Here is a 25,183-nt window from a genome sequence, read left to right on the forward strand (position 1 = left end):
CAGGAGAACGAAGTCATGAAAATGATGAAAGCTGCCGTGGTTAAGGCGTTTGGCGCACCTTTGGTTATCGAGCAGGTACCGATACCCGAAGCTGGCGCAGGACAGGTACTGGTAAAAATTGCGGCGACGGGCGTTTGCCATACCGATCTTCATGCGGCAGAGGGCGACTGGCCCGTCAAACCGGTGCCGCCTTTTATTCCCGGCCATGAAGGGGTTGGCGAGGTGGTGGCGGTAGGACCTCATGTCACTCACCTTAAGCTGGGGGATCGCGTCGGCGTGCCCTGGCTCTATTCGGCGTGCGGACATTGCGAGCACTGCCTTGATAGCTGGGAGACGCTCTGTCATGAACAGAAGAATGCGGGCTATTCGGTCAACGGCAGCTTTGCGGAGTATTGCCTTGCCGATGCCAACTATGTCGGCATTCTGCCTGATAACCTTGATTATGCGGAGGTGGCGCCGATCCTCTGCGCCGGGGTAACCGTCTATAAAGGGCTGAAAATGACCGAAGCCCGGCCTGGGAACTGGGTGGTCATTTCCGGTATCGGCGGTCTGGGCCATCTGGCCATACAGTACGCCGTGGCGATGGGGCTAAACGTTGCCGCGGTAGACGTTGACGATGATAAGCTGGCGTTCGCGCAGCGTCTCGGCGCCAGCGTCGTGGTGAACGCCCGTAAAGCGGATCCGGCGCAGGTGTGTCATGCGCAGTTCGGCGGCGCGCATGCGGCGCTGGTCACCGCCGTGTCACCTGCGGCGTTTGAACAGGCTATCGGCACGCTGCGGCGTGGCGGAACCATGGTGCTTAACGGGCTGCCGCCAGGCAAATTCGACCTCTCTATCTTTGATATGGTGCTGGACGGTATCACGGTGCGTGGCTCTATCGTCGGCACGCGAAAAGATTTGCAGGAGGCGCTCGACTTTGCCGGACGGCATAAGGTGAAAGCCACCATTGCCGTCGAGCCGCTGAGTAATATCAACGCCATTTTTGAACGTATGCACGCCGGAAAAATTGAGGGGCGGATCGTGGTGGATATGTCGCTTTAACACCGGCGTGAAAAGCAAAGAACCGGCATAAAGCCGGTTCTTTTGTCTCAGTATGCTGAAGCCGTTTTGCCCTGGCTGCTTGCCAGCAGCGCTTCCAGCTCGGGACGGCTGGTCACCTTACTGTCGATTTTGATATAGGCGCTTTTCTCTTCCGGGACAATCAGCACCGCAGAGACGCCCGGCTGGGCTTTCAGCCGCTGCTCCAGATTGGGCACCGCCAGCACCTTATCGCTCAGCACGATGCGCAGGCTGCTGACGTACGGGGGTTCCTGCATCGTCATGGCCACAAATAGCCAGACGGCCGCGACAATGGCGCCGACCAGGAATACCGTCTGCGCATCGAAATGGCCAAAGACCCAGCCGCCGAGACTGCCGCCGATCGCCACGCCAATAAACTGGCTGGTGGAATACAGTCCCATCGCGGTGCCTTTATAGCCAGCCGGCGACTCCTTGCTGACCAGCGACGGCAGAATCGCCTCCATCAGGTTAAAGGCGAAAAAGAACAGCTGCACGCCGATCACCAGCGTCCAGAAGTGACCCTCTGCGCCCCACAGCACGATTTCGGCAATAACGATTAACCCGACGCAGGCCACAAATACGCGCTTCATGCGGCGTTTCACTTCCGCGTAAATAATAAAAGGCACGACGCCGACAAAGGCGATCAGCATGGTGATCAGGTAGACTTTCCAGTGTTCGGCGGCAGGCAGACCCGCCTGTTCAAACTGGCCGGGCAGGGCGACAAAGCTGGACATCAGCAGGATATGCAGACAAAGAATGCCGACGTTGAGCTTGATCAGGCGCGAATTGCCGAGCACTTTGCGGAAGCTGCCTTTTACCATGCCCGATTCGCGGTTCAGCACATGGCCCGGCGCGCTGGGCACCACCAGTAAGGTAATAACGATCCCCAGCGAGGCGAGAAGGGCGATCATCCAGAACAGCGCGTGCAGGCCAAGCGCGTGGGTGACAATGGGGCCGACCACCATGGCAATGGCGAAGGTGACGCCGAAACTGATGCCAATAAACGCCATGGCTTTGGTGCGGTTCTGCTCGCGGGTTAAATCCGAGAGCAGCGCCATGACGGCGGCGGCGATGGCGCCGGAACCCTGTAGCGCGCGGCCAAGAATAATGCCCCAGATTGAGGTGGTGGTCGCGGCGATAACGCTGCCGAAAACGAACAGCAGCAGACCGCCGACGATCAGCGGTTTTCGACCGATGCGGTCAGACATCAGCCCAAACGGAATTTGAAACACAGCCTGCGCCAGCCCGTAAATTCCGATGGCCAGGCCAATCAGCGTTTCACTTGCCCCCTGAAGCGCCATGCCATAGGTGGTCAATACCGGCAGGACCATAAACATGCCCAGCATTCGCAGGGAAAATACCGTACCCAAACCCCATGTGGCGCGAAGCTCCACCGGCGTCATTTTATTGTCGCTCATTCCAACCTCTGTAAGTTTGCCGTCTGTATTTTAGGGAGCAGGGCAGGGCGGGTAAAACAATAGTGTTTAAGAAGTCGTAACAAAAAGAAAGGGCGCGAAATCGCGCCCTTAGTTTGCTCTGTCAGTGCGGCATTACCACACGTAGGTCAGCAGATCTTTTGACGCCGGCGCCATAAAGTCCACGGACATCATCACGCTCAGCGCGGTGATCGCTACGATGGAGAAGACGAACAGCTTACGCGCCCAGACGCGGTCGTTAGAGGTTTTGTAACCTGATAACGCCATGCCCAGCCACCATACGCTGACGGCAGCGGCGACAACCAGATACTTGTAGCCCGCATAACCGCCCAGCGACAGCATCAGCGTGGCGATCATAAACGCCAGAATGTAGAGCGTAATATGATTCTTCGCCACGGAGATGCCTTTGACGACCGGCAGAACCGGAATGTTCGCCGCCTGGTAATCTTTAAAGCGGAAGATGGCAATCGCGTAGGAGTGCGGCATCTGCCACAGACTAAAGATAGCCAGCAGGATCAGCGCGCCCGCATCAAACTCATTGGTGACGGCGCAATAGCCAATCACCGGCGGCGCTGCGCCTGACAGGCTGCCAATCAGCGTCCCGTAAACCGAGTGACGCTTCATGTACAGGCTGTAAATGCCGACATAAACCACGAAGCCCATCACCGCCAGCCACATGGCCAGCGGATTAGCACCAAAGTAAAGCAACGCAAAGCCAGCAATACCCAGCGCGGTAGCATAAATCAGGCTTACTTTCGCGGAAATGAGGCCTTTAACCAGCACTCGATTCCTGGTTCTCTCCATCTTCACGTCAATGTCACGGTCGATCACGTTGTTGAAAACACAACCAGAGGCGACAACCAGCGACACGCCGATCAGCGAGACGAGAAACAGGGCGTAATCAATGCTGCCTTTGGAAGCCAGCAGAAATCCGCCAATCACAGAAATTAAATTCCCGAAAATAATTCCTGGTTTTGTTACTTGCAGGTATTGCTTAATCATTACGCGCGACTCTTTAGTGGGCCATCATGTTGTAGTTGAGGTTCCACATAATCCACAGCGAGCCAACCACGACGATCAGAATAATGACCGCCGAGAAGACGATGGCCACCATGTTCCAGCCGCCCTCGGACTTGCTGTCCAGATGCAGGAAGTACACCAGGTGAACCAGCACCTGCACCACGGCACAGACCAGCACGACGCCCAGAATCGTTCCGTGCGACGCGCTGCCATCCATTACCATCCAGAACGGGATCGCCGTCAGGATGATAGAGAGGATGAAGCCAATCATGTAAGACTTCACGCTGCCGTGTGATGCACCATGTTCAGTTACAGAATGACTCATTACATGGCCCCCATCAGGTAAACAACGGTAAACACGCAGATCCACACCACGTCCAGGAAGTGCCAGAACAGGCTCAGACACATGATACGGGTACGGTTAGTTGACGTCAGACCGCGACGAGAGATCTGGAACATCAGCACCGCCATCCAGATCAGGCCAGAGGTTACGTGCAGACCGTGGGTGCCGACCAGCGTAAAGAAGCCAGACAGGAAGCCGCTGCGATCCGGACCGAAACCTTCGGCGATCAGGTGATGGAACTCATAAATTTCCATGCCGATGAAGCCCGCACCGAACAGGAAAGTTAACGCCAGCCAGCCGATTACGGCGCCTTTGTTTTCTTTGTTCATGGCGATAACCGCCATGCCGTAGGTGATGGAGCTTAACAACAGCAGAGCTGTTTCAACCAGAACGAACGGCAGCTCGAAAATGTCTTTCCCTGCCGGGCCGCCAGCAGTGCTGTTGACCATAACTGCATAGGTCGCAAACAGAGTTGCGAAGATAATGCAGTCACTCATCAGGTAGATCCAGAAGCCAAAGACTTTATTGGCTCCCGCATCGTGATGCCCATGCTCCGCATGGGCGTCGTGGTGGTGTTTTGTCAGAGTTTCAGTTGACATTATTTCAGACCCGCTTTGCTGATATCGTCAAAGTGCTGCTTTTCGATCTTCTCAATCTCGGCAACCGGAACGTAGTAGTCCACGTCTTCGTCGAAGCTCTTCACAATCCAGGTCACGATCATGCCCAGGAAGGTGAGGCCAGCCAGCCACCAGATGTGCCAGATCAGCGCGAAACCGAACAGGGTACCGAAGGCTGCGATGACGATAGCCGCGCCGCTGTTCTTCGGCATATGAATCTCTTCATATTTCGCCGGCTGCTTGTACGCTTCGCCTTTCTCTTTCATTTCCCAGAACGCATCGCGCTCGTGGATATGCGGGATAGTGGCAAAGTTGTAGAACGGCGGTGGTGAAGAGGTTGCCCACTCCAGCGTACGGCCGCCCCACGGGTCGCCGGTCAGATCGCGGTTCTGATGACGGTCACGCACTGAGACGTAGAACATGATCAGCTGGCTGATGATACCGCAGGCGATCAGCGCTGCACCCACTGCGGCGATAACCAGCAGAGAGTGGAACTGCGGATCGATGTCCTGGCTCAGACGACGGGTCATACCCATGAAGCCCAGGATATACAGCGGCATAAACGCAACGAAGAAGCCGATGATCCAGAACCAGAAGGCGCGCTTGCCCCAGGTTTCGTTCAGGGTAAAGCCGAAGGCTTTCGGGAACCAGTAGGTCACGCCTGCCATACAACCGAATACCACACCGCCGATGATGACGTTATGGAAGTGCGCAATCAGGAACAGGCTGTTGTGCAGCACGAAGTCCGCGCCCGGCACCGCCAGCAGCACGCCGGTCATACCACCAACAGAGAAGGTGACCAGGAAGCCTACGGTCCACAGCATGGCAGAGTGCATTACGATGCGGCCCTGATACATGGTGAACAGCCAGTTAAAGATTTTCACACCGGTCGGAATGGCGATAATCATCGTCATGATGCCGAAGAAGGCGTTAACGTTCGCACCTGCGCCCATGGTGAAGAAGTGGTGCAGCCAAACGATGAACGACAGTACGGTAATGGCGATAGTTGCCCAAACCAGTGAGGTATAACCAAACAGACGTTTTTTCGAGAAGGTCGCAGTGACTTCAGAGAAGACGCCAAATACCGGCAGAACCAGGATGTACACTTCCGGGTGACCCCAGACCCAGATCAGGTTGACGTACATCATCATGTTACCGCCCATATCATTGGTAAAGAAATGGAAGCCAAGGTAACGATCGAGTGTCAACAGCGCCAGGGTCACGGTGAGAACCGGGAACGCAGCGATGATCAGGACGTTAGTACAGAGTGAAGCCCAGGTGAACACAGGCATTTTGAACAGGTCCATGCCCGGCGCACGCATCTTCAGAATGGTAACGAAGAAGTTGATACCGGTCAGCGTGGTCCCGATACCGGAAAGCTGGAGACTCCAGATCCAGTAATCGACCCCGACGCCAGGACTGTACTCCGCGCCAGACAGCGGCGGATACGCCAGCCAGCCGGTCTGCGCAAACTCGCCCACGCCCAGAGACAGGTTAACCAGGATCACGCCGATCGCGGTAAACCAGAAGCTCAGGTTGTTCAGGAACGGGAATGCAACGTCGCGCGCGCCGATTTGCAGCGGAACCGCGATGTTCATCAGACCAACCACGAAAGGCATCGCCACGAAGAAGATCATAATCACGCCGTGCGCGGTAAAGATCTGGTCGTAGTGGTGCGGTGGAAGTATGCCGGCTTCACCTGCGGAAGCCATTACCTGCTGGGTACGCATCATAATCGCATCGGCAAAGCCGCGCAGCAGCATGACGAACGCCATGATGATATACATGATACCCAGTTTTTTATGGTCGACGGAGGTGAGCCATTCCGACCACAGATACTGCCATTTACCAAAGTAGGTGAGGGCAGCGATGATTGCCAGACCACCAATGATGATCCCGGCAACCGTGACCATGATAATCGGCTCATGGTACGGCACTGCATCCAGTGTTAATTTTCCGAACATCGTATTATTCCTCGGCTCCCGCGGAAGCGGTGTGACTCATGTCCATGCCTTCGTGCTGCATGTCCATCTTCCCGTGGCTGGTCATGAACTTAGCGATAACTTGCTTGAACAGTTCAGGATTCGCTGAAGAGAAATATTCCACCGGATGATTTTCGCTTGGCACCGCCAGCTTCTCGAAATCTTCCATCGTGGTCAGCGTGTTAGGCGCCGCTTTAACTTTGGCGACCCACTGCTGGAATTCCGCATCGTCCTTAGTTGCAATGGCTTTGAACTTCATACCAGAGAAACCTCGACCACTGAAGTTCGAGGAAATACCGTCGAACGTTCCTGGCTCATTGGCGATCAGGTGCAGTTTGGTCTGCATGCCCGCCATGGCGTAAATCTGGCTGCCGAGCGTCGGAATAAAGAAGGAGTTCATAACGGAGTTAGAGGTAATTTTGAAGCTCACCGGCGTATTAGCCGGGAAAGCGATCTGGTTTACGGTGGCAATACCCTGTTCCGGGTAGATAAACAACCATTTCCAGTCCAGCGCAACCACTTGGATCTCGACCGGTTTCACGTCAGAGGCCAGCGGTTTGCTCGGCTCCAGCGCGTGGGTTGATTTCCAGGTCAGCACGCCGAGGAAGAGAATGATCAGGATCGGAATGGTCCAGACCACGGCTTCGACTTTGTTAGAGTGCGACCAGTTAGGGCTGTACTTCGCTTCAGTGTTGGATGCACGATATTTCCATGCAAACATCACTGCCATCAAGATTGCGGGAATAACGACGATCAACATCAAGCCAAAGGCTGTCAGAATCAACGAACGTTGCTCAAGTGCAATCTGTCCCTTGGGATTTAACAACGCATTATCGCAACCACTCATTAACAAAGTGCCTGCAATTAATGACAAAATCCCCAAACTTTTATTGTATTTCCTGAGTCTCATTTAACGACCTCAATGACAAAGGGCTTATTGTCGTTTAAGTGTGCGCGCATTTTACGGGAAGGTTTATGCAGTGTAAACCAGCATAAGGATGTGTCAGCAGCGTGTTGACACCTTTTGCTAAGGGTGTCACAGATGTTGCCTGGGGTGACAAATTATTAACTGCGACAAGCAGTTGAGACTAATATAACAAAAACCGATGAAAGTATCCTTAAAGAAAACAGGGAAAGAATAAACCTTACCTTTTGTGCTCAAACCTTTAACAAATCTGCATCATTTGTGTGATGAAATTTATACAAGATAATTGCTCACCGGTTTTTAATATATTTCATACTTGAGAAAAAACAGGCCTAAATATTTTCAGGAAAATAACACGCGATGACAAAATTTAACTTTTGTCCGTGGCAAAGCGTGATTAATACAAATTTCCGCCAGCCGCAAACGCCTGTTTAACCCTCAGGAAAACCTGGCCGCGGCGCCTCTGCGCAGCGCCATGTAATCGAGCGTTACGCCAGCGCATACCGCCAGCAGCAGCAGCGCCATGCCCGCTTCAAACAGCCCGCTCAGCGCCATGCCCGACAGCCCGATATTCAGCGCCTGCAAACCCAGCGCCGCCAGCCACAGCGCAATCAGCGCGCAGCCGGCGCAGAACAGGCGCGTAGTCCAGCGGTAGCCCGACGCGAATCGCGCGCGCGGCGGGAAGTGGTCGCTGTTTTGCGCCTGGTTAAGGGTTTCGCGGCACAGCAGCAGCAGCAGCAGGCCCGGCAGCGCCGCCAGCACGGTAAAAGCGTAAAAAGTGGGCCAGCCCCAGAGTTCGACCAGCCAGCCTGCCGCCGGACCCACATACACCCGACCGACCGCAGAGAGTGCGGAGAGCAGAGCGAACTGGGTGGCGGAGAACGACTTGTTGCACAGCGTCATCAGCAGCGCGACAAAAGCCGCGGTGCCCATACCGCCGCACAGGTTTTCCACAAAGACCGCGCTGGCCATGCTCCACAGATGCTGCGGCGTAACCGCCAACAGCCAGTAAGCGAAGTTGGAAACGGCCTGTAGCACGCCAAAAATCAACAGGGCGCGGAACAGGCTCAGGCGCTGCATCACCACGCCGCCGTAGAGCGCGCCGATAATCGTCGCCAGCAGACCCAGGGTTTTGTTTACCAGACCCACATCGCCCGCGTTAAACCCCACGCCGCGAATCAAAAAGGTGGTGGTCAGCGAGGCGGCAAAGGCATCGCCGAGCTTATAAAGCACGATAAGGGTGATCAGCAGCCAGGCATTGTTGCGCTGAAAAAAGTCTTTCAGCGGCAGCGAGACCGCGTCGCGCAGAGAGTGCGGCGTGGCGGCGCGGGTGTCCGGCTCTTTCGCCATAAAGGTCGCTATCAGCGCGGGGATCAGCAGCAGCGCCATTAGCCAGTAGGTTGTCTGCCAGCCGAGATAGCGATCGGCCAGCCAGAGCGCCAGACCGCCGGAGACCAGCATCGCCAGTCGATAGCCCAGCACGGTGATGGCTGCGCCGCTGCCGCGCTCTTCCGGCGGCAGCACATCGGTTTTCCAGGCGTCAAAAACAATATCCTGCGAGGCGGAGCAGAACGCGACCAGCACGGCCAGCGCGGCCAGCAGCGTCAGGTCGCGGCTGGGTTGCATAAAACCCATCGCGACAATGCCGAGGCTCAGCGCCAGCTGCGTTAACAGCAGCCAGCCGCGACGGCGGCCAAGAAAGGGTGGGGTAAAGCGGTCCATTACCGGGGACCAGAGAAACTTAAAAACGTAGGCCTGACCGACAAGAGAAAAGAAGCCGATGGTTTTCAGGTCAACATTTTCTACCGTCATCCACGCCTGTAGCGTACCCGCCGTGAGCGCCAGCGGCAGGCCGGAGGCAAAGCCCAGCAAAAGTAAGACGGCGGCGTTTCGTTGCGTAAAGATGCGAAGATAAGGGTTCATGCTGATCCTGAAGCAATGCCCGGCATCGCGCCGGGCATAACGAGCAGCCGCTTAGCGTGCGTTCTGCTTAATGAAATTGTGAATGCTGGTATCCTGCGCCATATCGGCAATGACATCGCCCAGCGTTGAGTTCACCGCATTGGTGATCTTATCGTTGGTCGCGCTAAACGCGCCCTCTACGCTGTAAGTCTGACGATAATTTTTTACCTGCTTGTTGCCGTTCTTAGCGGTGGCGATAATAGAGATGTCAGCTTTGGTGGTGATGCTGTAGCGCACATTGCCCTGAGTCACGTCTGCATACAGGTTATTGACCACAATTTGCAGATCGACTGCGCCTTGAGGACCAATCATGTAGCCGCGCGCGGTCATCTGCTTCTCCAGCACTTCCTGAAGCAAGAAACGCAGATCGCGTGACGGCGTCAGGGTGACCAGCTGTCCGTCGCGGTTCACTTTCGCCAGCGCCTGATCGCTGCGCTGGTCTGCGCCGTTGATGCTGACGGTGACGCCCATCAGGCTGGGATCCTGCTGCGGCAGCTCGATCTTAGGCTGAATGGTCAGTGTATTGCTGTTAGTGGCACAGCCAGCCAAAATAAACGCAGCCAGCAGGGGAAATAACAGTTTTTTCAACATGCTTATTCTCATTAGTGTGGTGGGTTGGTTTGCAAAAACTGCGGCCATCATAGCACTGCATGGCAGTGAAAAAAGCCCTCACAGGGGGGAAATTGATTGTAAAAGCCTTTTTCGGCGTCATTGAAAAAGCGCGCGTTGACCCACTCAATAGCTGCGCTATCATGCCGCTCGGCTTAGACGGCGGCAGAAATATTTTCACACATCTGTACGGACGCGTCTGAAAACCTACTAATATTTAATCAGATGGGGCACAGCGCTCGCCATTGAGGAAAAGACAATGATTCGCGAACAAATCGAAGAGAAGCTGCGCCTGGCTTTCCAGCCGGCACATCTGGAAGTGCATGACGAAAGCTATCGTCACAACGTACCGGCAGGATCGGAAAGCCATTTTAAAGTGGTGATTGTCAGCGATTTTTTTGCCGGCCAGCGCTTTCTGGCTCGCCATCGCGCCATTTATGGCGAGCTGACGGCCGAGCTGGCAGGCAGCGTGCATGCGCTGGCGCTGCATACCTACACCCTGAAGGAGTGGGAAGGTTTACAGGACACCGTGCTCGCCTCGCCAAACTGCCGCGGCGCCGGCTCCCTCGCCTGACGGCCCTCCTCTTTTAGAAAACGGCCTGCGGGCCGTTTTTTTTATTATTTAACGATAAAACGCGATCTCTGGCGCAAAAAAGCAGCAAAGCCGCTAAAAAGTGGTGAGTTTCCAGCCTCGACTCACCAGGGCGATGCCGCTATAATGCGGCGTCTATTTTTCCGGAATGTCTTCGGGATGCTTCTGGTGACAGGGATCTGGTTCTTTTAACTGGAAGCCGTCCCGGTTGTTGGATACGGCGCATTACATAATGTGTGGTGTCTGAAGTTGACCGAGCACGCGATTTTTGAGGTAACAAGATGACAGTTTCAGTAGAAACCACTCAGGGTCTGGGCCGTCGCATTACGATTACTGTCGCAGCTGACAGCATCGAAAGCGCAGTAAAGAAAGAACTGGTGGAAGTGGCGAAAAAAGTCCGTATCGATGGTTTCCGTAAAGGCAAAGTGCCTGCCAATATCATCGCACAGCGCTACGGCGCTTCTGTTCGCCAGGACGTGCTGGGCGAACTGATGACGCGCAACTTCGTTGACGCCATCATCAAAGAAAAAATCAACCCGGCTGGCGCGCCGAACTACGTGCCGGGCGAGTATAAAGAAGGTGAAGATTTCACCTACGCCGTGGAATTCGAAGTCTACCCGGAAGTTGAACTTCAGGGTCTGGACAGCATCGAAGTGGAAAAGCCGCTGGTTGAAGTGACCGAAGCTGACGTCGACGCCATGCTGGACACCCTGCGCAAGCAGCAGGCCACCTGGAAAGAGAGCGATGCAGCCGCGACCGCTGAAGATCGCGCCACTATCGATTTCACCGGCTCTGTTGACGGCGAAGAGTTCGAAGGCGGTAAAGCCTCTGACTTCGTGCTGGCGATGGGCCAGGGCCGTATGATCCCTGGCTTCGAAGAGGGCATCGTTGGCCATAAAGCTGGCGACACCTTTACTATCGACGTGAAATTCCCGGACGACTACCACGCGGAAAACCTGAAAGGGAAAGACGCGAAGTTCGAGATCGTGCTGAAGAAAGTTGAAACGCGCGAGCTGCCGGAGTTCACCGAAGAGTTTATCAAGCGTTTCGGCGTAGAAGATGGTTCGGTTGAGGGTCTGCGCGCTGAAGTGCGTAAGAACATGGATCGCGAGCTGAAAGGCGCTATCCGCAACCGCGTGAAAACTCAGGCCATCGACGGTCTGGTAAAAGCCAATGAAATCGACGTGCCGGCCGCGCTGATCGACAGCGAAATCGACGTGCTGCGTCGCCAGGCCGCGCAGCGCTTCGGCGGTAACGAGAAGCAAGCGCTGGAACTGCCGCGCGAGCTGTTCGAAGAGCAGGCTAAACGCCGCGTTATCGTTGGTCTGCTGCTGGGCGAAGTGATTCGCACCCACGAGCTGAAAGCTGACGAAGCGCGCGTTAACGCCCTGATCGAAGAGATGGCTTCTGCGTACGAAGATCCGCAGGAAGTGATCGAGTTCTACAGCAAGAATAACGAGCTGATGAACAACATGCGCAATGTCGCGCTGGAAGAGCAGGCGGTGGAAGCCGTTCTGGAAAAAGCGAAAGTGACTGAGAAAGCGACCAGCTTCCAGGAACTGATGAATCAGACTAACGCTGCCTGATCGCTGAATTAACCAGAAATGCTAAGCCCGCGGCTGCAAGGTCGCGGGCTTTTTTGTTTTTCCGCCCTGGCGATTCCGCTATGACGGCTATTCGCTTAATTAATCGGCAAATTATCGCCGTTGCGCTTTTTCCCGGTTAGCGAATGGAGAAAAGGTTGTTATGCTTGAAACAGCTGGGCAGTATCCCCAAATTGAGGGAGTATGCAAGAGAGAGAGACTGACTGATTAACCGTCCTTGAAGGTGTCGGTAACGGGGCTGAGCAGCGTAGCGCTGGCTTGCTCTAAAGAAATCGGTACAGAATGTTGCCAATGAACTATATCCAGGAGACGGTAATGTCATACAGTGGCGATCGTGAATTTACTGCGCCGCGCAATGCGCTGGTGCCCATGGTGGTTGAACAGACGTCGCGCGGCGAACGTTCCTACGACATCTATTCCCGCCTGCTTAAAGAGCGCGTCATCTTTCTGACGGGGCAGGTCGAAGATCACATGGCCAACCTGATTGTGGCGCAGATGCTGTTTCTGGAAGCGGAAAACCCTGAAAAAGATATTTATCTCTATATCAACTCCCCTGGCGGGGTGATTACCGCCGGTATGTCGATTTATGACACCATGAAGTTTATCAAGCCTGACGTGAGCACTATCTGTATGGGCCAGGCCTGTTCGATGGGAGCATTCCTGCTGACGGCCGGCACCAAAGGCAAGCGCTTCTGCCTGCCGAACTCGCGCGTGATGATCCATCAGCCGCTGGGCGGCTACCAGGGTCAGGCTACCGATATCGAAATTCATGCGAAAGAGATTCTGAAAGTGAAGCAGCGCATGAACGAGCTGATGGCGCAGCACACCGGCAAGTCGCTGGAAGAAATTGAGCGCGATACCGAGCGTGACCGTTTCCTCTCTGCGAGTGAAGCGGTAGAGTATGGATTAGTCGACTCCGTTCTGACGCATCGTGAATAAGACTCATCTGCCCGGCTCCTTACGCTATAGTTAGTGGGATACGGGTTTGAGTTGAATGAATATTGGCTGTGCTTGCACGGCCTGCGCCGTACGCCAGTATGGCCTGAGAACAAGAAGAGGTTAACTGATGACAGATAAGCGCAAAGACGGTTCAGGGAAGTTGCTGTACTGCTCTTTTTGCGGCAAAAGCCAGCATGAAGTGCGTAAGCTGATTGCCGGGCCGTCAGTGTATATCTGCGACGAATGTGTCGATCTGTGCAATGACATCATTCGCGAAGAGATTAAAGAAGTTGCCCCGCATCGCGAACGTAGCGCGCTGCCTACGCCGCACGAAATCCGCCATCACCTCGATGATTATGTTATCGGCCAGGAAAAGGCGAAAAAAGTGCTGGCGGTTGCGGTGTACAACCACTACAAACGCCTGCGCAACGGCGATACCAGCAACGGCATTGAGCTGGGCAAAAGTAACATTTTGCTGATTGGCCCAACCGGTAGCGGTAAAACCCTGCTGGCGGAAACGCTGGCGCGCCTGCTGGATGTGCCTTTCACCATGGCCGACGCCACTACGCTCACCGAAGCGGGCTATGTGGGCGAGGACGTGGAGAACATCATCCAGAAGCTGTTGCAGAAGTGCGATTACGATGTGCAGAAAGCGCAGCGCGGCATCGTCTATATTGATGAAATCGACAAGATCTCACGTAAATCCGACAACCCGTCAATTACGCGCGACGTTTCCGGCGAAGGCGTGCAGCAGGCGCTGCTGAAGCTGATCGAAGGAACGGTTGCGGCCGTACCGCCGCAGGGCGGTCGTAAGCATCCGCAGCAGGAGTTTTTGCAGGTTGATACCTCTAAGATTCTGTTTATCTGCGGCGGCGCGTTTGCGGGTCTGGACAAGGTGATTTCGCAGCGTGTTGAAACCGGCTCCGGCATCGGCTTCGGCGCCACGGTGAAAGGTAAATCGCAAAAAGCGACCGAAGGCGAACTACTGTCGCAGGTCGAGCCTGAAGATCTGATCAAATTCGGTCTGATCCCAGAGTTTATCGGCCGTCTGCCGGTAGTAGCGACCCTGAACGAGCTGAGCGAAGAAGCGCTGATTCAGATCCTGCGCGAACCGAAGAACGCGTTGACCAAACAGTACCAGGCATTGTTCAACCTGGAAGGCGTCGAACTGGAATTCCGTGACGAAGCCCTGACGGCCATCGCGAAAAAAGCCATGTCGCGTAAAACCGGCGCACGCGGTCTGCGTTCTATCGTAGAAGGCGCGCTGCTGGAAACCATGTATGACCTGCCTTCGATGGAAGACGTGGAAAAAGTGGTGATTGACGAATCGGTTATCGAGGGTCAGTCAGAACCGATGCTTATCTACGGCAAGCACGAAGCCCAGGCGTCTGGCGAATAATTCACCAGAGCAAGGGTGTTGATATCGTTAAAAAAGGGGAAAATTCTTTCCCCTTTTGTTTTTCTCGCTCTCATGACATTGAATGTCGAACAATCATCCCCATATACTCATAATCCTGTGGGTTTAACTGCACGTTCCTGCATTTGCGGTGCCCATCACCTGGCGGACACTAACTAAGAGAGAGCTCTATGAATCCTGAGCGTTCTGAACGCATTGAAATCCCCGTGTTGCCTCTGCGCGACGTGGTGGTTTATCCGCACATGGTAATTCCGTTGTTTGTTGGTCGGGAAAAATCGATTCGTTGCCTCGAAGCGGCGATGGATCATGACAAGAAGATCATGCTGGTTGCCCAGAAAGAGGCGTCAACGGATGAACCTGGCATTAACGATCTCTTCTCAGTAGGGACCGTAGCCTCTGTATTGCAGATGCTGAAGCTGCCTGACGGCACAGTCAAAGTTCTGGTCGAAGGTTTGCAGCGCGCGCATATCACCACGCTGGCGGATAACGGCGACCATTTTACCGCGCAGGCCGAATACCTGATCTCGCCGGAAATCGAAGAGCGCGAGCAGGAAGTGCTGGTGCGCACGGCGATTAACCAGTTTGAAGGCTATATCAAGCTCAACAAAAAGATCCCGCCGGAAGTGCTGACCTCGCTGAATAATATCGACGATGCGGCGCGCCTGGCTGACACTGTTGCCGCGCATATGCCGTTGAAACTGGCCGATAAGCAGTCGGTGCTGGAGATGTCGGACGTTAACGAACGTCTGGAATATCTCATGGCGATGATGGAATCGGAAATCGATCTGTTGCAGGTTGAGAAGCGCATTCGCAACCGCGTGAAAAAACAGATGGAGAAGAGCCAGCGCGAGTACTATCTGAATGAGCAGATGAAAGCCATTCAGAAAGAGCTGGGCGAAATGGATGATGTGCCCGACGAGTACGAAGCCCTGAAGCGCAAAATCGACGCGGCGAAAATGCCCGCCGAAGCGCGTGAAAAAGCCGAAGCCGAGCTGCAAAAATTAAAAATGATGTCGCCGATGTCCGCCGAAGCGACGGTGGTGCGCGGCTATATCGACTGGATGGTTCAGGTGCCGTGGAACGCGCGCAGCAAGGTGAAAAAAGACCTGCGCAAAGCGCAAGAGACGCTGGATACGGACCATTATGGTCTGGAGCGCGTCAAAGACCGCATCCTTGAATACCTTGCGGTGCAGAGCCGCGTCAGCAAAATCAAAGGTCCTATCCTCTGTCTGGTAGGACCGCCGGGCGTGGGTAAAACCTCGCTGGGTCAGTCCATCGCCAAAGCCACCGGCCGTAAGTATGTGCGCATGGCACTAGGCGGCGTGCGCGATGAAGCGGAAATTCGCGGCCACCGCCGTACCTACATCGGTTCGATGCCGGGCAAACTGATTCAGAAGATGGCGAAGGTCGGCGTTAAAAACCCGCTGTTCCTGCTGGATGAGATCGACAAAATGTCTTCTGACATGCGCGGCGACCCTGCGTCGGCGCTGCTGGAGGTGCTGGATCCTGAGCAGAACATCGCCTTTAACGATCACTATCTGGAAGTTGACTACGATCTCTCTGACGTGATGTTTGTCGCCACCTCCAACTCCATGAATATTCCGGCGCCGCTGCTGGATCGTATGGAGGTGATTCGTCTCTCTGGCTATACCGAGGACGAGAAGCTCAATATCGCCAGGCAGCATCTGCTGCCGAAGCAGATTGAGCGTAACGCCCTGAAAGAGAGCGAAATCACGGTGGAAGACAGCGCGATCGTCGGCATCATCCGCTACTACACCCGCGAAGCGGGCGTGCGTAGCCTGGAGCGCGAACTGTCGAAGCTTTGCCGTAAAGCGGTGAAGGCGCTGCTGCTGGATAAAGATCAGAAGCACATCACCATCAACGGCGAGAACCTGAAGAATTACCTCGGCGTGCAGCGCTTTGACTATGGCCGTGCCGACAGCGAAAACCGCGTGGGTCAGGTTACAGGCCTGGCGTGGACCGAAGTCGGCGGCGATCTGCTGACCATCGAAACGGCCTGCGTGCCGGGTAAAGGCAAGCTGACCTATACCGGTTCACTGGGCGAAGTGATGCAGGAGTCGATTCAGGCGGCGCTGACCGTGGTGCGCGCGCGCGCAGAGAAGCTGGGCATTAACGGCGACTTCTACGAGAAACGCGATATTCACGTTCACGTTCCGGAAGGGGCTACCCCGAAAGATGGCCCAAGCGCGGGTATTGCCATGTGTACCGCGCTGGTCTCCTGTCTGACCGGCAATCCGGTGCGTTCCGACGTCGCCATGACCGGCGAGATTACGCTGCGCGGTCAGGTGCTGCCTATCGGCGGTCTGAAAGAGAAACTGCTGGCGGCGCATCGCGGCGGCATCAAAGTCGTGCTGATCCCGGACGATAACAAACGCGACCTGGAAGAGATTCCGGCCAATGTTATCGCCGATCTGGAAATCCATCCGGTGAAACGCATCGAAGAGGTGCTGAGCCTGGCGCTGGAAAATGCCCCTTACGGCATGCAGGTGGCCACCGCTAAATAGTGATTAGCCACATAAAGCATTAAAAAGCGAAGCTGGCAGGCGCAATGAGCGCTTGCCAGCTTTTTTTAGTGCCGCTACTTTAAGGGGCTGCGGAAACAGCGATTAAGAGGAATTACGTTGTTTCGGCTCCACAGGCTTGATATAACGTGCTGCGCATTCGTCTCCGGCAGGACGCACGGGTGTGACGTGAAATAATAAAAGAGGGGATGAAGAGAGTGAATAAATCACAGTTGATCGACAAAATTGCTGCGGATGCTGACATTTCTAAAGCAGCAGCGGGACGTGTTTTAGATGCATTCACCAGTTCTGTTTCCGACGCGCTGAAAGGCGGTGACGAAGTGGCTCTGGTGGGCTTTGGTACTTTCTCTGTTCGCGAGCGCGCCGCACGTACCGGCCGTAATCCGCAGACCGGCAAGGAAATCACCATTGCCGCAGGTAAAGTACCGGGCTTCCGCGCAGGTAAAGCGCTGAAAGACGCTGTCAACGCATGACAACGCACCCGTCCACAGAAGCATTTTCTTCCGTGGACTAGAGGACGGTTCATGCGTTCTCATGTAACATACGGGCACATCAAATTTGATGTGCCTTTTTTATTCGGATCCGGGGATAAATCGCTGTCAGACTTGTCTCAACAGGAGTGAAGCTGCCAGGCTAAACGGCAGTTGCGTAACGGCCTTAATCCGACAGGCGTTGCGCCCGAGTTTGCTATCCACACTACAGCGGAGCGTTGTCATACCATGATGGACAATTTACGCGCGGCGTCGAATCATGTCGTGCTCAAGGTTATTTTGGGGTTGATTATTCTCTCCTTCGTGCTGACCGGCGTTGGCAGCTACCTGACCGGCGGCGGCAGTGACTATGCAGCAAAAGTTAACGGGCAGGAGATCAGCCGCGCGCAGCTAGACCAGGCGTTCAACAGCGAGCGCAGCCGTCAGCAGCAGATGCTGGGCGATCAGTTCTCGCAGCTTGCCAGCAACGATGGCTACATGCAGCAGATTCGTCAGCAGGCGCTGTCGCAGCTGGTGGATCAGGCGCTGCTCGATCAGTACATCAAGGATCTGCATATCTCTATCAGCGACGATCAGGTCGAAAAGGCGATCTTTGCGCAGCAGGCGTTCCAGACCAAAGGCCAGTTCGATAACGCTAAATATAATGCGCTGCTCGCCAATGCGGGCTTGTCCGCCGATCGCTATGCGGAAGGGCTGCGCAAGCAGCTGGCCACCCAGCAGCTGATCAACGCGGTAGCGAATACCGACTTTATGCTGAAAGGCGAAACCAGCAAACTGGTGGAGCTGGTGTCGCAGAAGCGCGACATTCGTCAGGCGACCATTGACGTCAACGCGCTGGCGGCAAAACAGACCGTTACCGATGATGAAATCGCGCAGCACTATCAGCAGCATAAAAATGACTTTATGGCGCCGGAGCAGTTCCGCGTCAGCTATATCAAAATGGATGCGGCCAGCCTTCAGGAGAACGTGAGCGAGGCGGACATTCAGAGCTGGTACGATCAGCATAAAGCGGACTATACCCAGCCGCAGCGCAATCGCTACAGCGTTATCCAGACCAAAACCGAAGCGGATGCCAGCGCCGTGCTGGAGCAGCTTAAAGGCGGCGCCGATTTCGCCGCGCTGGCTAAAAGCAAATCTATCGACCCGATTTCGGCGCGTAAAGGCGGCGATATGGGCTGGCTGGAGCCGGCTACGACGCCGGACGAGCTGAAAAATGCCGGACTGACGCAAAAAGGTCAGCTCTCTGGCGTGATCAAATCCTCAGTTGGCTTCCTGGTGGTGCGCCTGGACGACGTACAGCCGGAGCAGATCAAACCGCTGGCGGAAGTGCGCGACGCCGTTGCCGATAAAGCGAAGCAGGAGAAAGCGGTAGACGCCTTCTATCAGCAGCAGCAGAAAGTGAGCGAAGCGGCGAGCAACGACAACGAATCGCTGGCGGGCGCGGCTCAGGCTTCCGGTCTGAAAGTCGTGGAAACCGGCTGGTTCAGCCGCGACAGCGTGCCGCAGGAACTCAACTTTGACGCGGTGAAAAATGCCGTGTTCAACGGCGGCCTGATGGGGCAGAACGGCGCGCCAGGCAATAACTCTGACGTTATTACCGTCGATGGCGACCGCGCGTTCGTGCTGCGCATCAGCGAGCACAAACCAGAGGCGGTTAAGCCGCTGGATGAGGTGAAAGCGCAGATTGCCGACACGCTGAAGCACAACAAAGCCGCGCAGCAGGCGAAAGCGCAGGCGGATAAGCTGCTGGCCGATCTCAACGCCGGAAAAGCGGATGTGCTGAGCGCGGCGGGACTGACGCTGGGCGCCAGCAAAACTGTCGATCGCAACAGCCAGGATCCGGTTGCGCAAACCGCTTTCAATCTGCCTCAGCCTGCCGCAGGTAAAACCACCTGGGGCGTCAGCGAAGATATGCAGGGCAATGTCGTGCTGGTGGCGCTGGATAAAGTCAGCAGCGGCGCGCTGCCGCAGGAGCAGGTTGACGAGATGGTTAAAGGCATGACGCAGAACAACGCCCAGCTGGCATTCGAAGCGCTGCTGGAGAACCTGCGTAAGGACGCCAAAATCAAATACGGCGCGGCTGCACAAATGCAGTAACGCTCGCAAAAATCTGTTTTGCTATGTAACCCTAAAAGGCCGCCTGCGCGGCCTTTTCCATTTCTGCGCTTTGCCTTTTGAGACCCTCTCGCTTCTCTGTCAGGCTGTGACTGCTGTTAAACACAAGGAGAAACACAGCATGGCTAAAACACAACTCTCAGCACTTTACCTCAGCCTGGCGCTTGGCGGCGCGTTCTGCTCCCCAGGCCTGATGGCGGCGGACGCGGAAACGGATACAAAAGTCGCGCAGGTCGTTTCGCCGCAGGGCGAACAGGTCAGTATCAACGAGGCGACAGCCGAGCAGCTGTCGGCGGCGATGAACGGCGTCGGACTGAAAAAGGCGCAGGCCATCGTCAGCTACCGCGAGCAGTATGGTCCCTTTACCGCCATTGAGCAGCTAAAGGAGGTGCCTGGTCTCGGCAATGCCCTGGTGGAGCGTAACGCCGCGCGGCTGAAACTGTGAGCTAATGCGCAACCCTGACGCTTTTGCCGCGCGGGAAGAGGGCTTTTGCTACGCTGAAGAGGTCTTACCAGTTAAGCCCATTAGCGACAGGAGATGTCAGAGATGCATACCACTATTAAAGTTCGCGGCTATCACCTTGATGTGTACCAGCACGTCAATAACGCGCGCTATCTGGAGTTTCTGGAAGAGGCGCGCTGGCAGTGGCTGGAAGAGGCCGGGGCCTTTGACTGGCTAAGCGCGCAGCAGCTGGCGTTTGTCGTGGTGAATATCAATATCAACTATCGTCGCCCGGCCGTGCTGGGCGACGTTCTGACGATTCACAGCGAAATCACTCAGCTGAACGGGAAAAGCGGCATCATCGCCCAGCGCGTGATGCTGGCGGAAAGCGACACGGTGGTGGCGGATGCGACCCTGACCTTTGTCTGCATCGACCTGCGCACGCAAAAAGCGGTCGCGCTGGAGGGCGAATTGCGTGCGCGGCTGGAGACCTTTCTGCGCTGAGTCAGAGGGAACGGCGCAGCGGGTCTGCGCCGCGCCCGCCTCTTCAGGCCAGGCCGCTTTTACGCTTCATGGCCGCCATGACGCCTTCGCGATCGGCGAGATAGTCATTCAGGCCGCGAGCGCGTAAATGACAGGCCGCGCATTCGCCGCAGCCATCGCCTTTCACGCCGTTGTAGCAGGTCAGCGTCTCTTCGCGCACCAGCGTCAGGCTTTGCCAGTAATCCGCCAGCGCCCAGGTTTCGGCCTTGTTCAGCCACATCAGCGGCGTCTCAAAGCGGATGTCGCGCGCCATGCCCAGCGTCACCGCATGGTTGAGCGCCTTAACAAACTCATCGCGGCAGTCAGGGTAGCCGGAAAAGTCGGTTTCGCAGACGCCGGTGATCACCGCTTCCGCTTCAACCTGCCAGGCGTAAACCGAGGCCAGCGTCAGAAACAGAATGTTGCGCCCCGGCACAAAGGTGCTGGGCAGGCCGCTGGCGCTGGGATCGTAAGAGGGCACCGGAATATTGTCGCGGGTCAGGCTGCTGACGGCGAGTTCATTTAGCAGGGTGACATCAAGCACTTTATGCGCGCGCGCCCCCAGTTTAAGCGCCAGCGCCTGCGCCACTCCGATCTCTTCGCGATGACGCTGACCGTAGTCAAAGGTTACGCAGTGCACTTCGTCATATTGCTGTAATGCCTGAATCAGGCAGGTGGTGGAGTCTTGTCCACCGCTGAAAACGACAACGGCTCGTTTCATCTTTTTGTCCTGGTCAATAATTTTGCGCCTATGGTAATGGCTCTCTGCGCCGCTGAACAGCCTGACGCGCACTATCACACCGCCAGCGGCGGCGGAACCCAGGCGCGGCTGAAGTCAAACCAGCCCAGCGTGTTGAGCCGGATGCCTTCGACGCCTGGCGGGGCAAAGATTTGATAGCGATAGTTAAACAGCGGCAAGAGCAGACCGTCGCGCATCAGCTGATGGTAAAGCTGATGCAGCGCATCGCTGCGCGTGGCGCTGTCGGCCAGCTGCTGTATCGCCGCCAGCTGGCGCCGCACAGCGTGGCTGGCGTCAGCGGGCCACAGCCGATCCAGCTCCAGCCAGCTTGCCAGCGTAAAGACGGGCGCATCGCCAATCAGGCGGTCACCCATGATCAGATCGGCCCGATCCAGATCCTTTACCCGCTGCCAGTTTTTAACGTCGTGAAAGACAAGGGTTAGCTCACAGCCTTCCGCCCGCAGCAGCTGGCGCAGCGCCTGAGCCATTTCATGCAGCTCAACCGGCAGCTGATAGTGCAGCGTCAGGCGCGGAGGCAACGCCGTCGCGTCATCCTCCGCTATCAGCGGCACCGGCCAGCCGGGCAGCAGCTCTTTGCTGGGCGTAATCAGGCCCTCTTCCAGCGGCAGCCGGGACACCAGTCCGCTTTGCTGCAACAGACGGAACAGACGACGCGCCTGCGCCAGGCTAAAACCGGCGCGCGGACGGCAGGCAAGGTAGCAGAATCCGAGGCTGATACTGCGGCTCACCGGACGCAGCGACGCCATATCCGCCGCATCGCCGATGGCGATCTGCACCGGATGGCGGCAGCTGGTGCCCAGCGCGCGATCGAATAGCGTTGGCGTAATCCAGTACTCTACCGCCTGCATTAACGGCTGTTGCAGATGCCAGCGCGTATGGCTTTCAATGCGCACCAGCTCCGGCGTAAAGTGTGCCAGTTTCCACGGGCCGCTGCCGAGACGGGGGTGCTGCGGGTGCGGCAGCAGGCAGAGCTGATGCGCCAGACGATGCGGCAGCCAGTAATCGCTGCTGCTGAGACGAAAGCGCAGCGCCAGCGGATGCGGCGCGTCAACCTCTTCCACGTTCGCCAGCAGGCGTCGCGCGCGCTCATCCAGCAGGATGCGCTGAAACTGCGTGACCAGCTGCGCCGCCTGAAGCGGTTCATCGTTGTGCCAGAACAGCTGGGGGCGCAGCCAGAACAGCCAGACGCGCCCGTCCTCGCTGTGCTGCCAGTGATGAGCCAAATCCCCCGTCGGTTCATCCGCCTCGAAGCGCGTCAGGCCGGAAAAAATCTGGTGGGCCAGATGCTGCTCGGCGCGTCCGCTGATCTGCAACGGCGTGAACGACTCCAGCGGGCGATAGTAGGGGATACGCAGCACTGGCGCGTCGTTTTGCCACTGGCCGCCCATCAGCGGACGCAGCAGATCAACCAGCCGCTCCGGCGCCATATCCAGCACCTGTAAGGCTTCGGCGGCGTTACCCGCCTGTAGCTGCGTCTGCAATAGCTGTTGACGCAGCTGCTCAGGAGAGCGGAAAAAGGTCAGCAGGCCCAGTTTGCCGCGTCCCGACTCGCCCTGCCAGCGCAGCCAGCCTGCCTGCTGCCAATGGGAAAGCAGCGTGCGCAGGTGACGATCGCTACAGAAACAGCGGCTGGCCATCTCAGCGACACAGGTGTGCTGCGGCGCGCCCTGGCTCTGCTGCCACAGGCGTTGAAACTGATTAAGACGGTTAAGCTGACGCATACTAAACCCGGAACAGTTTTTTCAAAGTATTCACTATTAGTTCCGGGATTGCCAGGCGATAGTATTGACTGTCTTGTCAACGGGAGAGAGCCATGGCGCGATTAGCCGCATTCGATATGGACGGAACGCTGTTGCTGCCCAGCCACCAGCTGGGACAGGAAACACTTACCAGTCTGCTGGCGCTGCATCAACGGGATGTGCATCTGGCCTTTGCCACCGGTCGCCATCTGCTGGAGATGCAGATTCTGCGCCAGCGCATTACGCTACCGGCATGGTTGATCACCGGCAACGGTACGCGGGTGCACGATCTGGACGGTAACCTGCTGTTCGCCAGCGATCTCTCTCCCTCGGTAGCGGAAGAGGTGCTGCACAGCCGCTGGGAAAGCTCAGCCTCGGTGCACGTCTTTAACGATGAAGGCTGGTTTACCGATGTGCCGGTGCCGCAGATGTTGCAGGCGCATGCGCTGAGTGGTTTCCACTATCAGCTGCGCGATCTGAAACGGTTTCCCGCGCATGAGGTCACGAAAATCTGCTTCGTGGACGATCATGACGCGCTCTGTCAGCTGAAAACGCAGCTGGATGCGGCGCTGGGCGATCGCGCTCATATCTGCTTTTCGGCATGGGATTGCCTGGAAGTGTTGCCGCTTAACTGCAACAAGGGCAGCGCGCTCGCCATGCTGTGCCAGCACCTTGAGCTGACGCTGGCGGAGTGCATGGCCTTTGGCGACGCCATGAACGATCGCGAAATGCTGTCGCTGGTGGGCAAAGGGTTTGTTATGGGCAACGCCATGAGTCAGCTGAAGTCGGCGCTGCCGCATCTGCCGGTTATCGGTCATTGCGAGACACAGGCGGTGTCTCACTATTTAAATCACTGGATGGCCACGCCGCACCTCGCGTATTCCCCCGAATGCTGAGGATTACAGTGAAGCGGACAGGACGTCCGCGATTTTATTCCAGTTCGCGCTGCCAGCGGCTGATGTCGCCGATATGCTGCGCCACCCAGCTTTCGTTGTAGTAGCTGTCCGGGTAACGCTCGCCGCTGTCGCACATCAGCGTGACCAGCGCGCCCTGTTCGCCTTTCGCGCGCATCCGCTTCGCCACCTGCATCATGCCCCAGAAGTTGGTGCCGGTAGACGCGCCGGGCCTGCGGCCGATAATCTGCGCCAGTTTGCGCATCGCCGCCAGGGTCGCGCCATCCGGCACTTTCATCATCTCGTCAATAACGTCCGGCATAAAAGAGGGTTCAACCCGCGGACGGCCAATGCCTTCGATTAAACTGCCGCGCGGGCTGCGCAGCGCCGCATCGCGGCTGTGCCAGTAATCAAAGAAAACCGAGTGTTCTGGATCGACCACCAGCAGCTGCGTCTCCAGGCCCTGGTAGCGGATATAACGGCCTAGCGTGGCTGAAGTGCCGCCGGTTCCGGCGCTCATAATCAGGGTGTGCGGCACGGCGAAAGGCTCGTGCGCCATCTGACGAAAAATACTCTCCGCGATGTTATTATTGCCGCGCCAGTCGGTGGCGCGCTCGGCATAGGTAAACTGATCCATAAAATGCCCGTTCAGCTCGCGCGCCAGCTGCGCGGAGGCGGTATAGAGCTGGCAGGGATCGCTGACGAAATGACACTGGCCGCCGTAAAACTGAATCTGCTCAATTTTACGCCTGGCGGTACTGGCTGGCATAACGGCGATAAAAGGCAGCCCCAGCAGCTGGGCAAAATAGGCTTCTGACACCGCCGTACTGCCCGAAGAGGCCTCGATAACCGGCGTCTTTTCTTTGATCCAGCCGTTCGCCAGCCCGTAGAGAAACAGCGAACGCGCCAGCCGATGCTTCAGGCTGCCGCTGGGGTGCGTACTCTCATCTTTCAGGTAAAACAGAATGCCAGGATAATCCGCCAGGCTAAAGCGGATCAGGTGGGTTTCGGCAGAGCGCTGAAAGTCAGCGTTGATTTCGTTGATGGCGTGACGAGTCCAGTTACTCATAATGCGATTCCGGCAAAATTGATGCGCTGATTGTAAGGCACGGGCAGGAAAATGAGATTGCTTTATTGCCGCTATAATGGCGCGACTGGAGAAAAAATTTCTCC

The 25,183-nt window shown here is 56.3% G+C and carries 22 protein-coding genes; 11 read left to right on the plus strand and 11 right to left on the minus strand.

Annotated features, from left to right (window positions below; genetic code table 11):
- Positions 1-15 precede the first annotated feature (15 nt).
- Positions 16-1,041, plus strand: coding sequence for an alcohol dehydrogenase AdhP (gene adhP / locus BBB56_RS03490; RefSeq protein ID WP_123798843.1), 1,026 nt, complete (start codon positions 16-18; stop codon positions 1,039-1,041).
- A 47-nt stretch (positions 1,042-1,088) separates the two neighbouring features.
- Here the strand turns inward: adhP and BBB56_RS03495 are convergent, their stop codons facing one another.
- From BBB56_RS03495 to BBB56_RS03530, 8 genes are all read right to left on the minus strand, one after another.
- A complete protein-coding gene (locus tag BBB56_RS03495) occupies positions 1,089-2,477 on the minus strand; it encodes an MFS transporter (RefSeq protein ID WP_123798845.1) in 1,389 nt (462 codons plus the stop codon).
- Positions 2,478-2,609: 132 nt separating this feature from the next.
- The gene (gene cyoE / locus BBB56_RS03500) at positions 2,610-3,497 is read right to left on the minus strand and encodes a heme o synthase (RefSeq protein WP_123798847.1); all 888 of its coding nucleotides are present in this window, start codon (positions 3,495-3,497) and stop codon (positions 2,610-2,612) included.
- A gap of 13 nt (positions 3,498-3,510) precedes the next feature.
- Complete coding sequence (locus BBB56_RS03505; protein ID WP_123798849.1) at positions 3,511-3,840, minus strand: cytochrome o ubiquinol oxidase subunit IV; 330 nt, start codon at positions 3,838-3,840, stop codon at positions 3,511-3,513.
- Positions 3,840-4,457 carry a cytochrome o ubiquinol oxidase subunit III gene (locus BBB56_RS03510; RefSeq protein ID WP_123798851.1) on the minus strand — a complete coding sequence of 206 codons (618 nt, stop codon included), beginning with the start codon at positions 4,455-4,457 and terminating at the stop codon, positions 3,840-3,842. Before BBB56_RS03510 ends, BBB56_RS03505 begins: the two co-directional genes overlap by 1 nt.
- Complete coding sequence (cyoB, locus tag BBB56_RS03515; RefSeq protein WP_123798853.1) at positions 4,457-6,439, minus strand: cytochrome o ubiquinol oxidase subunit I; 1,983 nt, start codon at positions 6,437-6,439, stop codon at positions 4,457-4,459. Before cyoB ends, BBB56_RS03510 begins: the two co-directional genes overlap by 1 nt.
- A 4-nt stretch (positions 6,440-6,443) precedes the next feature.
- Entirely contained in the window at positions 6,444-7,367 is a 924-nt protein-coding gene (cyoA, locus tag BBB56_RS03520; RefSeq protein ID WP_123798855.1) for a cytochrome o ubiquinol oxidase subunit II, read from the minus strand.
- 453 nt (positions 7,368-7,820) lie between these two features.
- Complete coding sequence (ampG, locus tag BBB56_RS03525; protein ID WP_123798857.1) at positions 7,821-9,305, minus strand: muropeptide MFS transporter AmpG; 1,485 nt, start codon at positions 9,303-9,305, stop codon at positions 7,821-7,823.
- A gap of 51 nt (positions 9,306-9,356) precedes the next feature.
- Positions 9,357-9,935, minus strand: coding sequence for a lipoprotein (locus tag BBB56_RS03530; RefSeq protein WP_123798859.1), 579 nt, complete (start codon positions 9,933-9,935; stop codon positions 9,357-9,359).
- Between the two features lie 277 nt (positions 9,936-10,212).
- Between BBB56_RS03530 and bolA the strand changes: the two genes are divergently transcribed.
- From bolA to BBB56_RS03575, 9 genes are all read left to right on the plus strand, one after another.
- Positions 10,213-10,527 carry a transcriptional regulator BolA gene (gene bolA, locus BBB56_RS03535; protein ID WP_123798861.1) on the plus strand — a complete coding sequence of 105 codons (315 nt, stop codon included), beginning with the start codon at positions 10,213-10,215 and terminating at the stop codon, positions 10,525-10,527.
- Between the two features lie 299 nt (positions 10,528-10,826).
- Complete coding sequence (tig, locus tag BBB56_RS03540; RefSeq protein ID WP_123798863.1) at positions 10,827-12,131, plus strand: trigger factor; 1,305 nt, start codon at positions 10,827-10,829, stop codon at positions 12,129-12,131.
- Between the two features lie 333 nt (positions 12,132-12,464).
- Positions 12,465-13,088, plus strand: a complete 624-nt coding sequence (gene clpP, locus BBB56_RS03545) for an ATP-dependent Clp endopeptidase proteolytic subunit ClpP (protein WP_033788807.1) — start codon at positions 12,465-12,467, stop codon at positions 13,086-13,088.
- A gap of 127 nt (positions 13,089-13,215) precedes the next feature.
- Positions 13,216-14,487 carry an ATP-dependent protease ATP-binding subunit ClpX gene (clpX, locus tag BBB56_RS03550; protein ID WP_120451289.1) on the plus strand — a complete coding sequence of 424 codons (1,272 nt, stop codon included), beginning with the start codon at positions 13,216-13,218 and terminating at the stop codon, positions 14,485-14,487.
- 188 nt (positions 14,488-14,675) lie between these two features.
- A complete protein-coding gene (gene lon / locus BBB56_RS03555; RefSeq protein WP_123798865.1) occupies positions 14,676-17,030 on the plus strand; it encodes an endopeptidase La in 2,355 nt (784 codons plus the stop codon).
- A gap of 215 nt (positions 17,031-17,245) precedes the next feature.
- The gene (gene hupB / locus BBB56_RS03560; RefSeq protein WP_033752705.1) at positions 17,246-17,521 is read left to right on the plus strand and encodes a nucleoid-associated protein HU-beta; all 276 of its coding nucleotides are present in this window, start codon (positions 17,246-17,248) and stop codon (positions 17,519-17,521) included.
- 246 nt (positions 17,522-17,767) lie between these two features.
- Positions 17,768-19,636, plus strand: coding sequence for a peptidylprolyl isomerase (gene ppiD / locus BBB56_RS03565; protein ID WP_123798867.1), 1,869 nt, complete (start codon positions 17,768-17,770; stop codon positions 19,634-19,636).
- Positions 19,637-19,775: 139 nt separating this feature from the next.
- Positions 19,776-20,099 carry a helix-hairpin-helix domain-containing protein gene (locus tag BBB56_RS03570; RefSeq protein ID WP_123798869.1) on the plus strand — a complete coding sequence of 108 codons (324 nt, stop codon included), beginning with the start codon at positions 19,776-19,778 and terminating at the stop codon, positions 20,097-20,099.
- A gap of 102 nt (positions 20,100-20,201) precedes the next feature.
- Positions 20,202-20,600, plus strand: a complete 399-nt coding sequence (locus BBB56_RS03575) for an acyl-CoA thioesterase (protein WP_123798871.1) — start codon at positions 20,202-20,204, stop codon at positions 20,598-20,600.
- 43 nt (positions 20,601-20,643) lie between these two features.
- On the opposite strand, the gene queC is transcribed toward BBB56_RS03575, so the two are convergent.
- Together queC and BBB56_RS03585 are read right to left on the minus strand one after the other, a co-directional pair.
- Positions 20,644-21,339 (minus strand): 7-cyano-7-deazaguanine synthase QueC, encoded by a 696-nt coding sequence (queC, locus tag BBB56_RS03580; protein ID WP_123798873.1) that lies wholly within the window; start codon positions 21,337-21,339, stop codon positions 20,644-20,646.
- A gap of 74 nt (positions 21,340-21,413) precedes the next feature.
- Positions 21,414-23,099, minus strand: a complete 1,686-nt coding sequence (locus BBB56_RS03585) for an SgrR family transcriptional regulator (RefSeq protein WP_123798875.1) — start codon at positions 23,097-23,099, stop codon at positions 21,414-21,416.
- A 92-nt stretch (positions 23,100-23,191) separates the two neighbouring features.
- Here BBB56_RS03585 and cof point away from each other — a divergent pair, with 92 nt between their 5' ends.
- Entirely contained in the window at positions 23,192-24,013 is an 822-nt protein-coding gene (gene cof / locus BBB56_RS03590) for an HMP-PP phosphatase (protein WP_123798877.1), read from the plus strand.
- Between the two features lie 34 nt (positions 24,014-24,047).
- Here the strand turns inward: cof and BBB56_RS03595 are convergent, their stop codons facing one another.
- Positions 24,048-25,079: a PLP-dependent cysteine synthase family protein gene (locus BBB56_RS03595; protein ID WP_233592983.1), complete on the minus strand. Its 1,032-nt coding sequence runs from the start codon at positions 25,077-25,079 to the stop codon at positions 24,048-24,050.
- Positions 25,080-25,183: the final 104 nt, after the last annotated feature.

Origin of the sequence: Candidatus Pantoea deserta, assembly GCF_003813865.1 — a bacterium.
GTDB lineage: Bacteria > Pseudomonadota > Gammaproteobacteria > Enterobacterales > Enterobacteriaceae > Pantoea > Pantoea deserta.

What these genes read in the sequence shown, in the direction of transcription:
- adhP (WP_123798843.1), top strand. Translation starts at nt 16, where the DNA reads ATGAAAATGATGAAAGCTGCCGTGGTTAAGGCGTTTGGCGCACCTTTG.
- BBB56_RS03495 (WP_123798845.1), bottom strand. Translation starts at nt 2,477, where the DNA reads ATGAGCGACAATAAAATGACGCCGGTGGAGCTTCGCGCCACATGGGGT.
- cyoE (WP_123798847.1), bottom strand. Translation starts at nt 3,497, where the DNA reads ATGATTAAGCAATACCTGCAAGTAACAAAACCAGGAATTATTTTCGGG.
- BBB56_RS03505 (WP_123798849.1), bottom strand. Translation starts at nt 3,840, where the DNA reads ATGAGTCATTCTGTAACTGAACATGGTGCATCACACGGCAGCGTGAAG.
- BBB56_RS03510 (WP_123798851.1), bottom strand. Translation starts at nt 4,457, where the DNA reads ATGTCAACTGAAACTCTGACAAAACACCACCACGACGCCCATGCGGAG.
- cyoB (WP_123798853.1), bottom strand. Translation starts at nt 6,439, where the DNA reads ATGTTCGGAAAATTAACACTGGATGCAGTGCCGTACCATGAGCCGATT.
- cyoA (WP_123798855.1), bottom strand. Translation starts at nt 7,367, where the DNA reads ATGAGACTCAGGAAATACAATAAAAGTTTGGGGATTTTGTCATTAATT.
- ampG (WP_123798857.1), bottom strand. Translation starts at nt 9,305, where the DNA reads ATGAACCCTTATCTTCGCATCTTTACGCAACGAAACGCCGCCGTCTTA.
- BBB56_RS03530 (WP_123798859.1), bottom strand. Translation starts at nt 9,935, where the DNA reads ATGTTGAAAAAACTGTTATTTCCCCTGCTGGCTGCGTTTATTTTGGCT.
- bolA (WP_123798861.1), top strand. Translation starts at nt 10,213, where the DNA reads ATGATTCGCGAACAAATCGAAGAGAAGCTGCGCCTGGCTTTCCAGCCG.
- tig (WP_123798863.1), top strand. Translation starts at nt 10,827, where the DNA reads ATGACAGTTTCAGTAGAAACCACTCAGGGTCTGGGCCGTCGCATTACG.
- clpP (WP_033788807.1), top strand. Translation starts at nt 12,465, where the DNA reads ATGTCATACAGTGGCGATCGTGAATTTACTGCGCCGCGCAATGCGCTG.
- clpX (WP_120451289.1), top strand. Translation starts at nt 13,216, where the DNA reads ATGACAGATAAGCGCAAAGACGGTTCAGGGAAGTTGCTGTACTGCTCT.
- lon (WP_123798865.1), top strand. Translation starts at nt 14,676, where the DNA reads ATGAATCCTGAGCGTTCTGAACGCATTGAAATCCCCGTGTTGCCTCTG.
- ppiD (WP_123798867.1), top strand. Translation starts at nt 17,768, where the DNA reads ATGATGGACAATTTACGCGCGGCGTCGAATCATGTCGTGCTCAAGGTT.
- BBB56_RS03570 (WP_123798869.1), top strand. Translation starts at nt 19,776, where the DNA reads ATGGCTAAAACACAACTCTCAGCACTTTACCTCAGCCTGGCGCTTGGC.
- BBB56_RS03575 (WP_123798871.1), top strand. Translation starts at nt 20,202, where the DNA reads ATGCATACCACTATTAAAGTTCGCGGCTATCACCTTGATGTGTACCAG.
- queC (WP_123798873.1), bottom strand. Translation starts at nt 21,339, where the DNA reads ATGAAACGAGCCGTTGTCGTTTTCAGCGGTGGACAAGACTCCACCACC.
- BBB56_RS03585 (WP_123798875.1), bottom strand. Translation starts at nt 23,099, where the DNA reads ATGCGTCAGCTTAACCGTCTTAATCAGTTTCAACGCCTGTGGCAGCAG.
- cof (WP_123798877.1), top strand. Translation starts at nt 23,192, where the DNA reads ATGGCGCGATTAGCCGCATTCGATATGGACGGAACGCTGTTGCTGCCC.
- BBB56_RS03595 (WP_233592983.1), bottom strand. Translation starts at nt 25,079, where the DNA reads ATGAGTAACTGGACTCGTCACGCCATCAACGAAATCAACGCTGACTTT.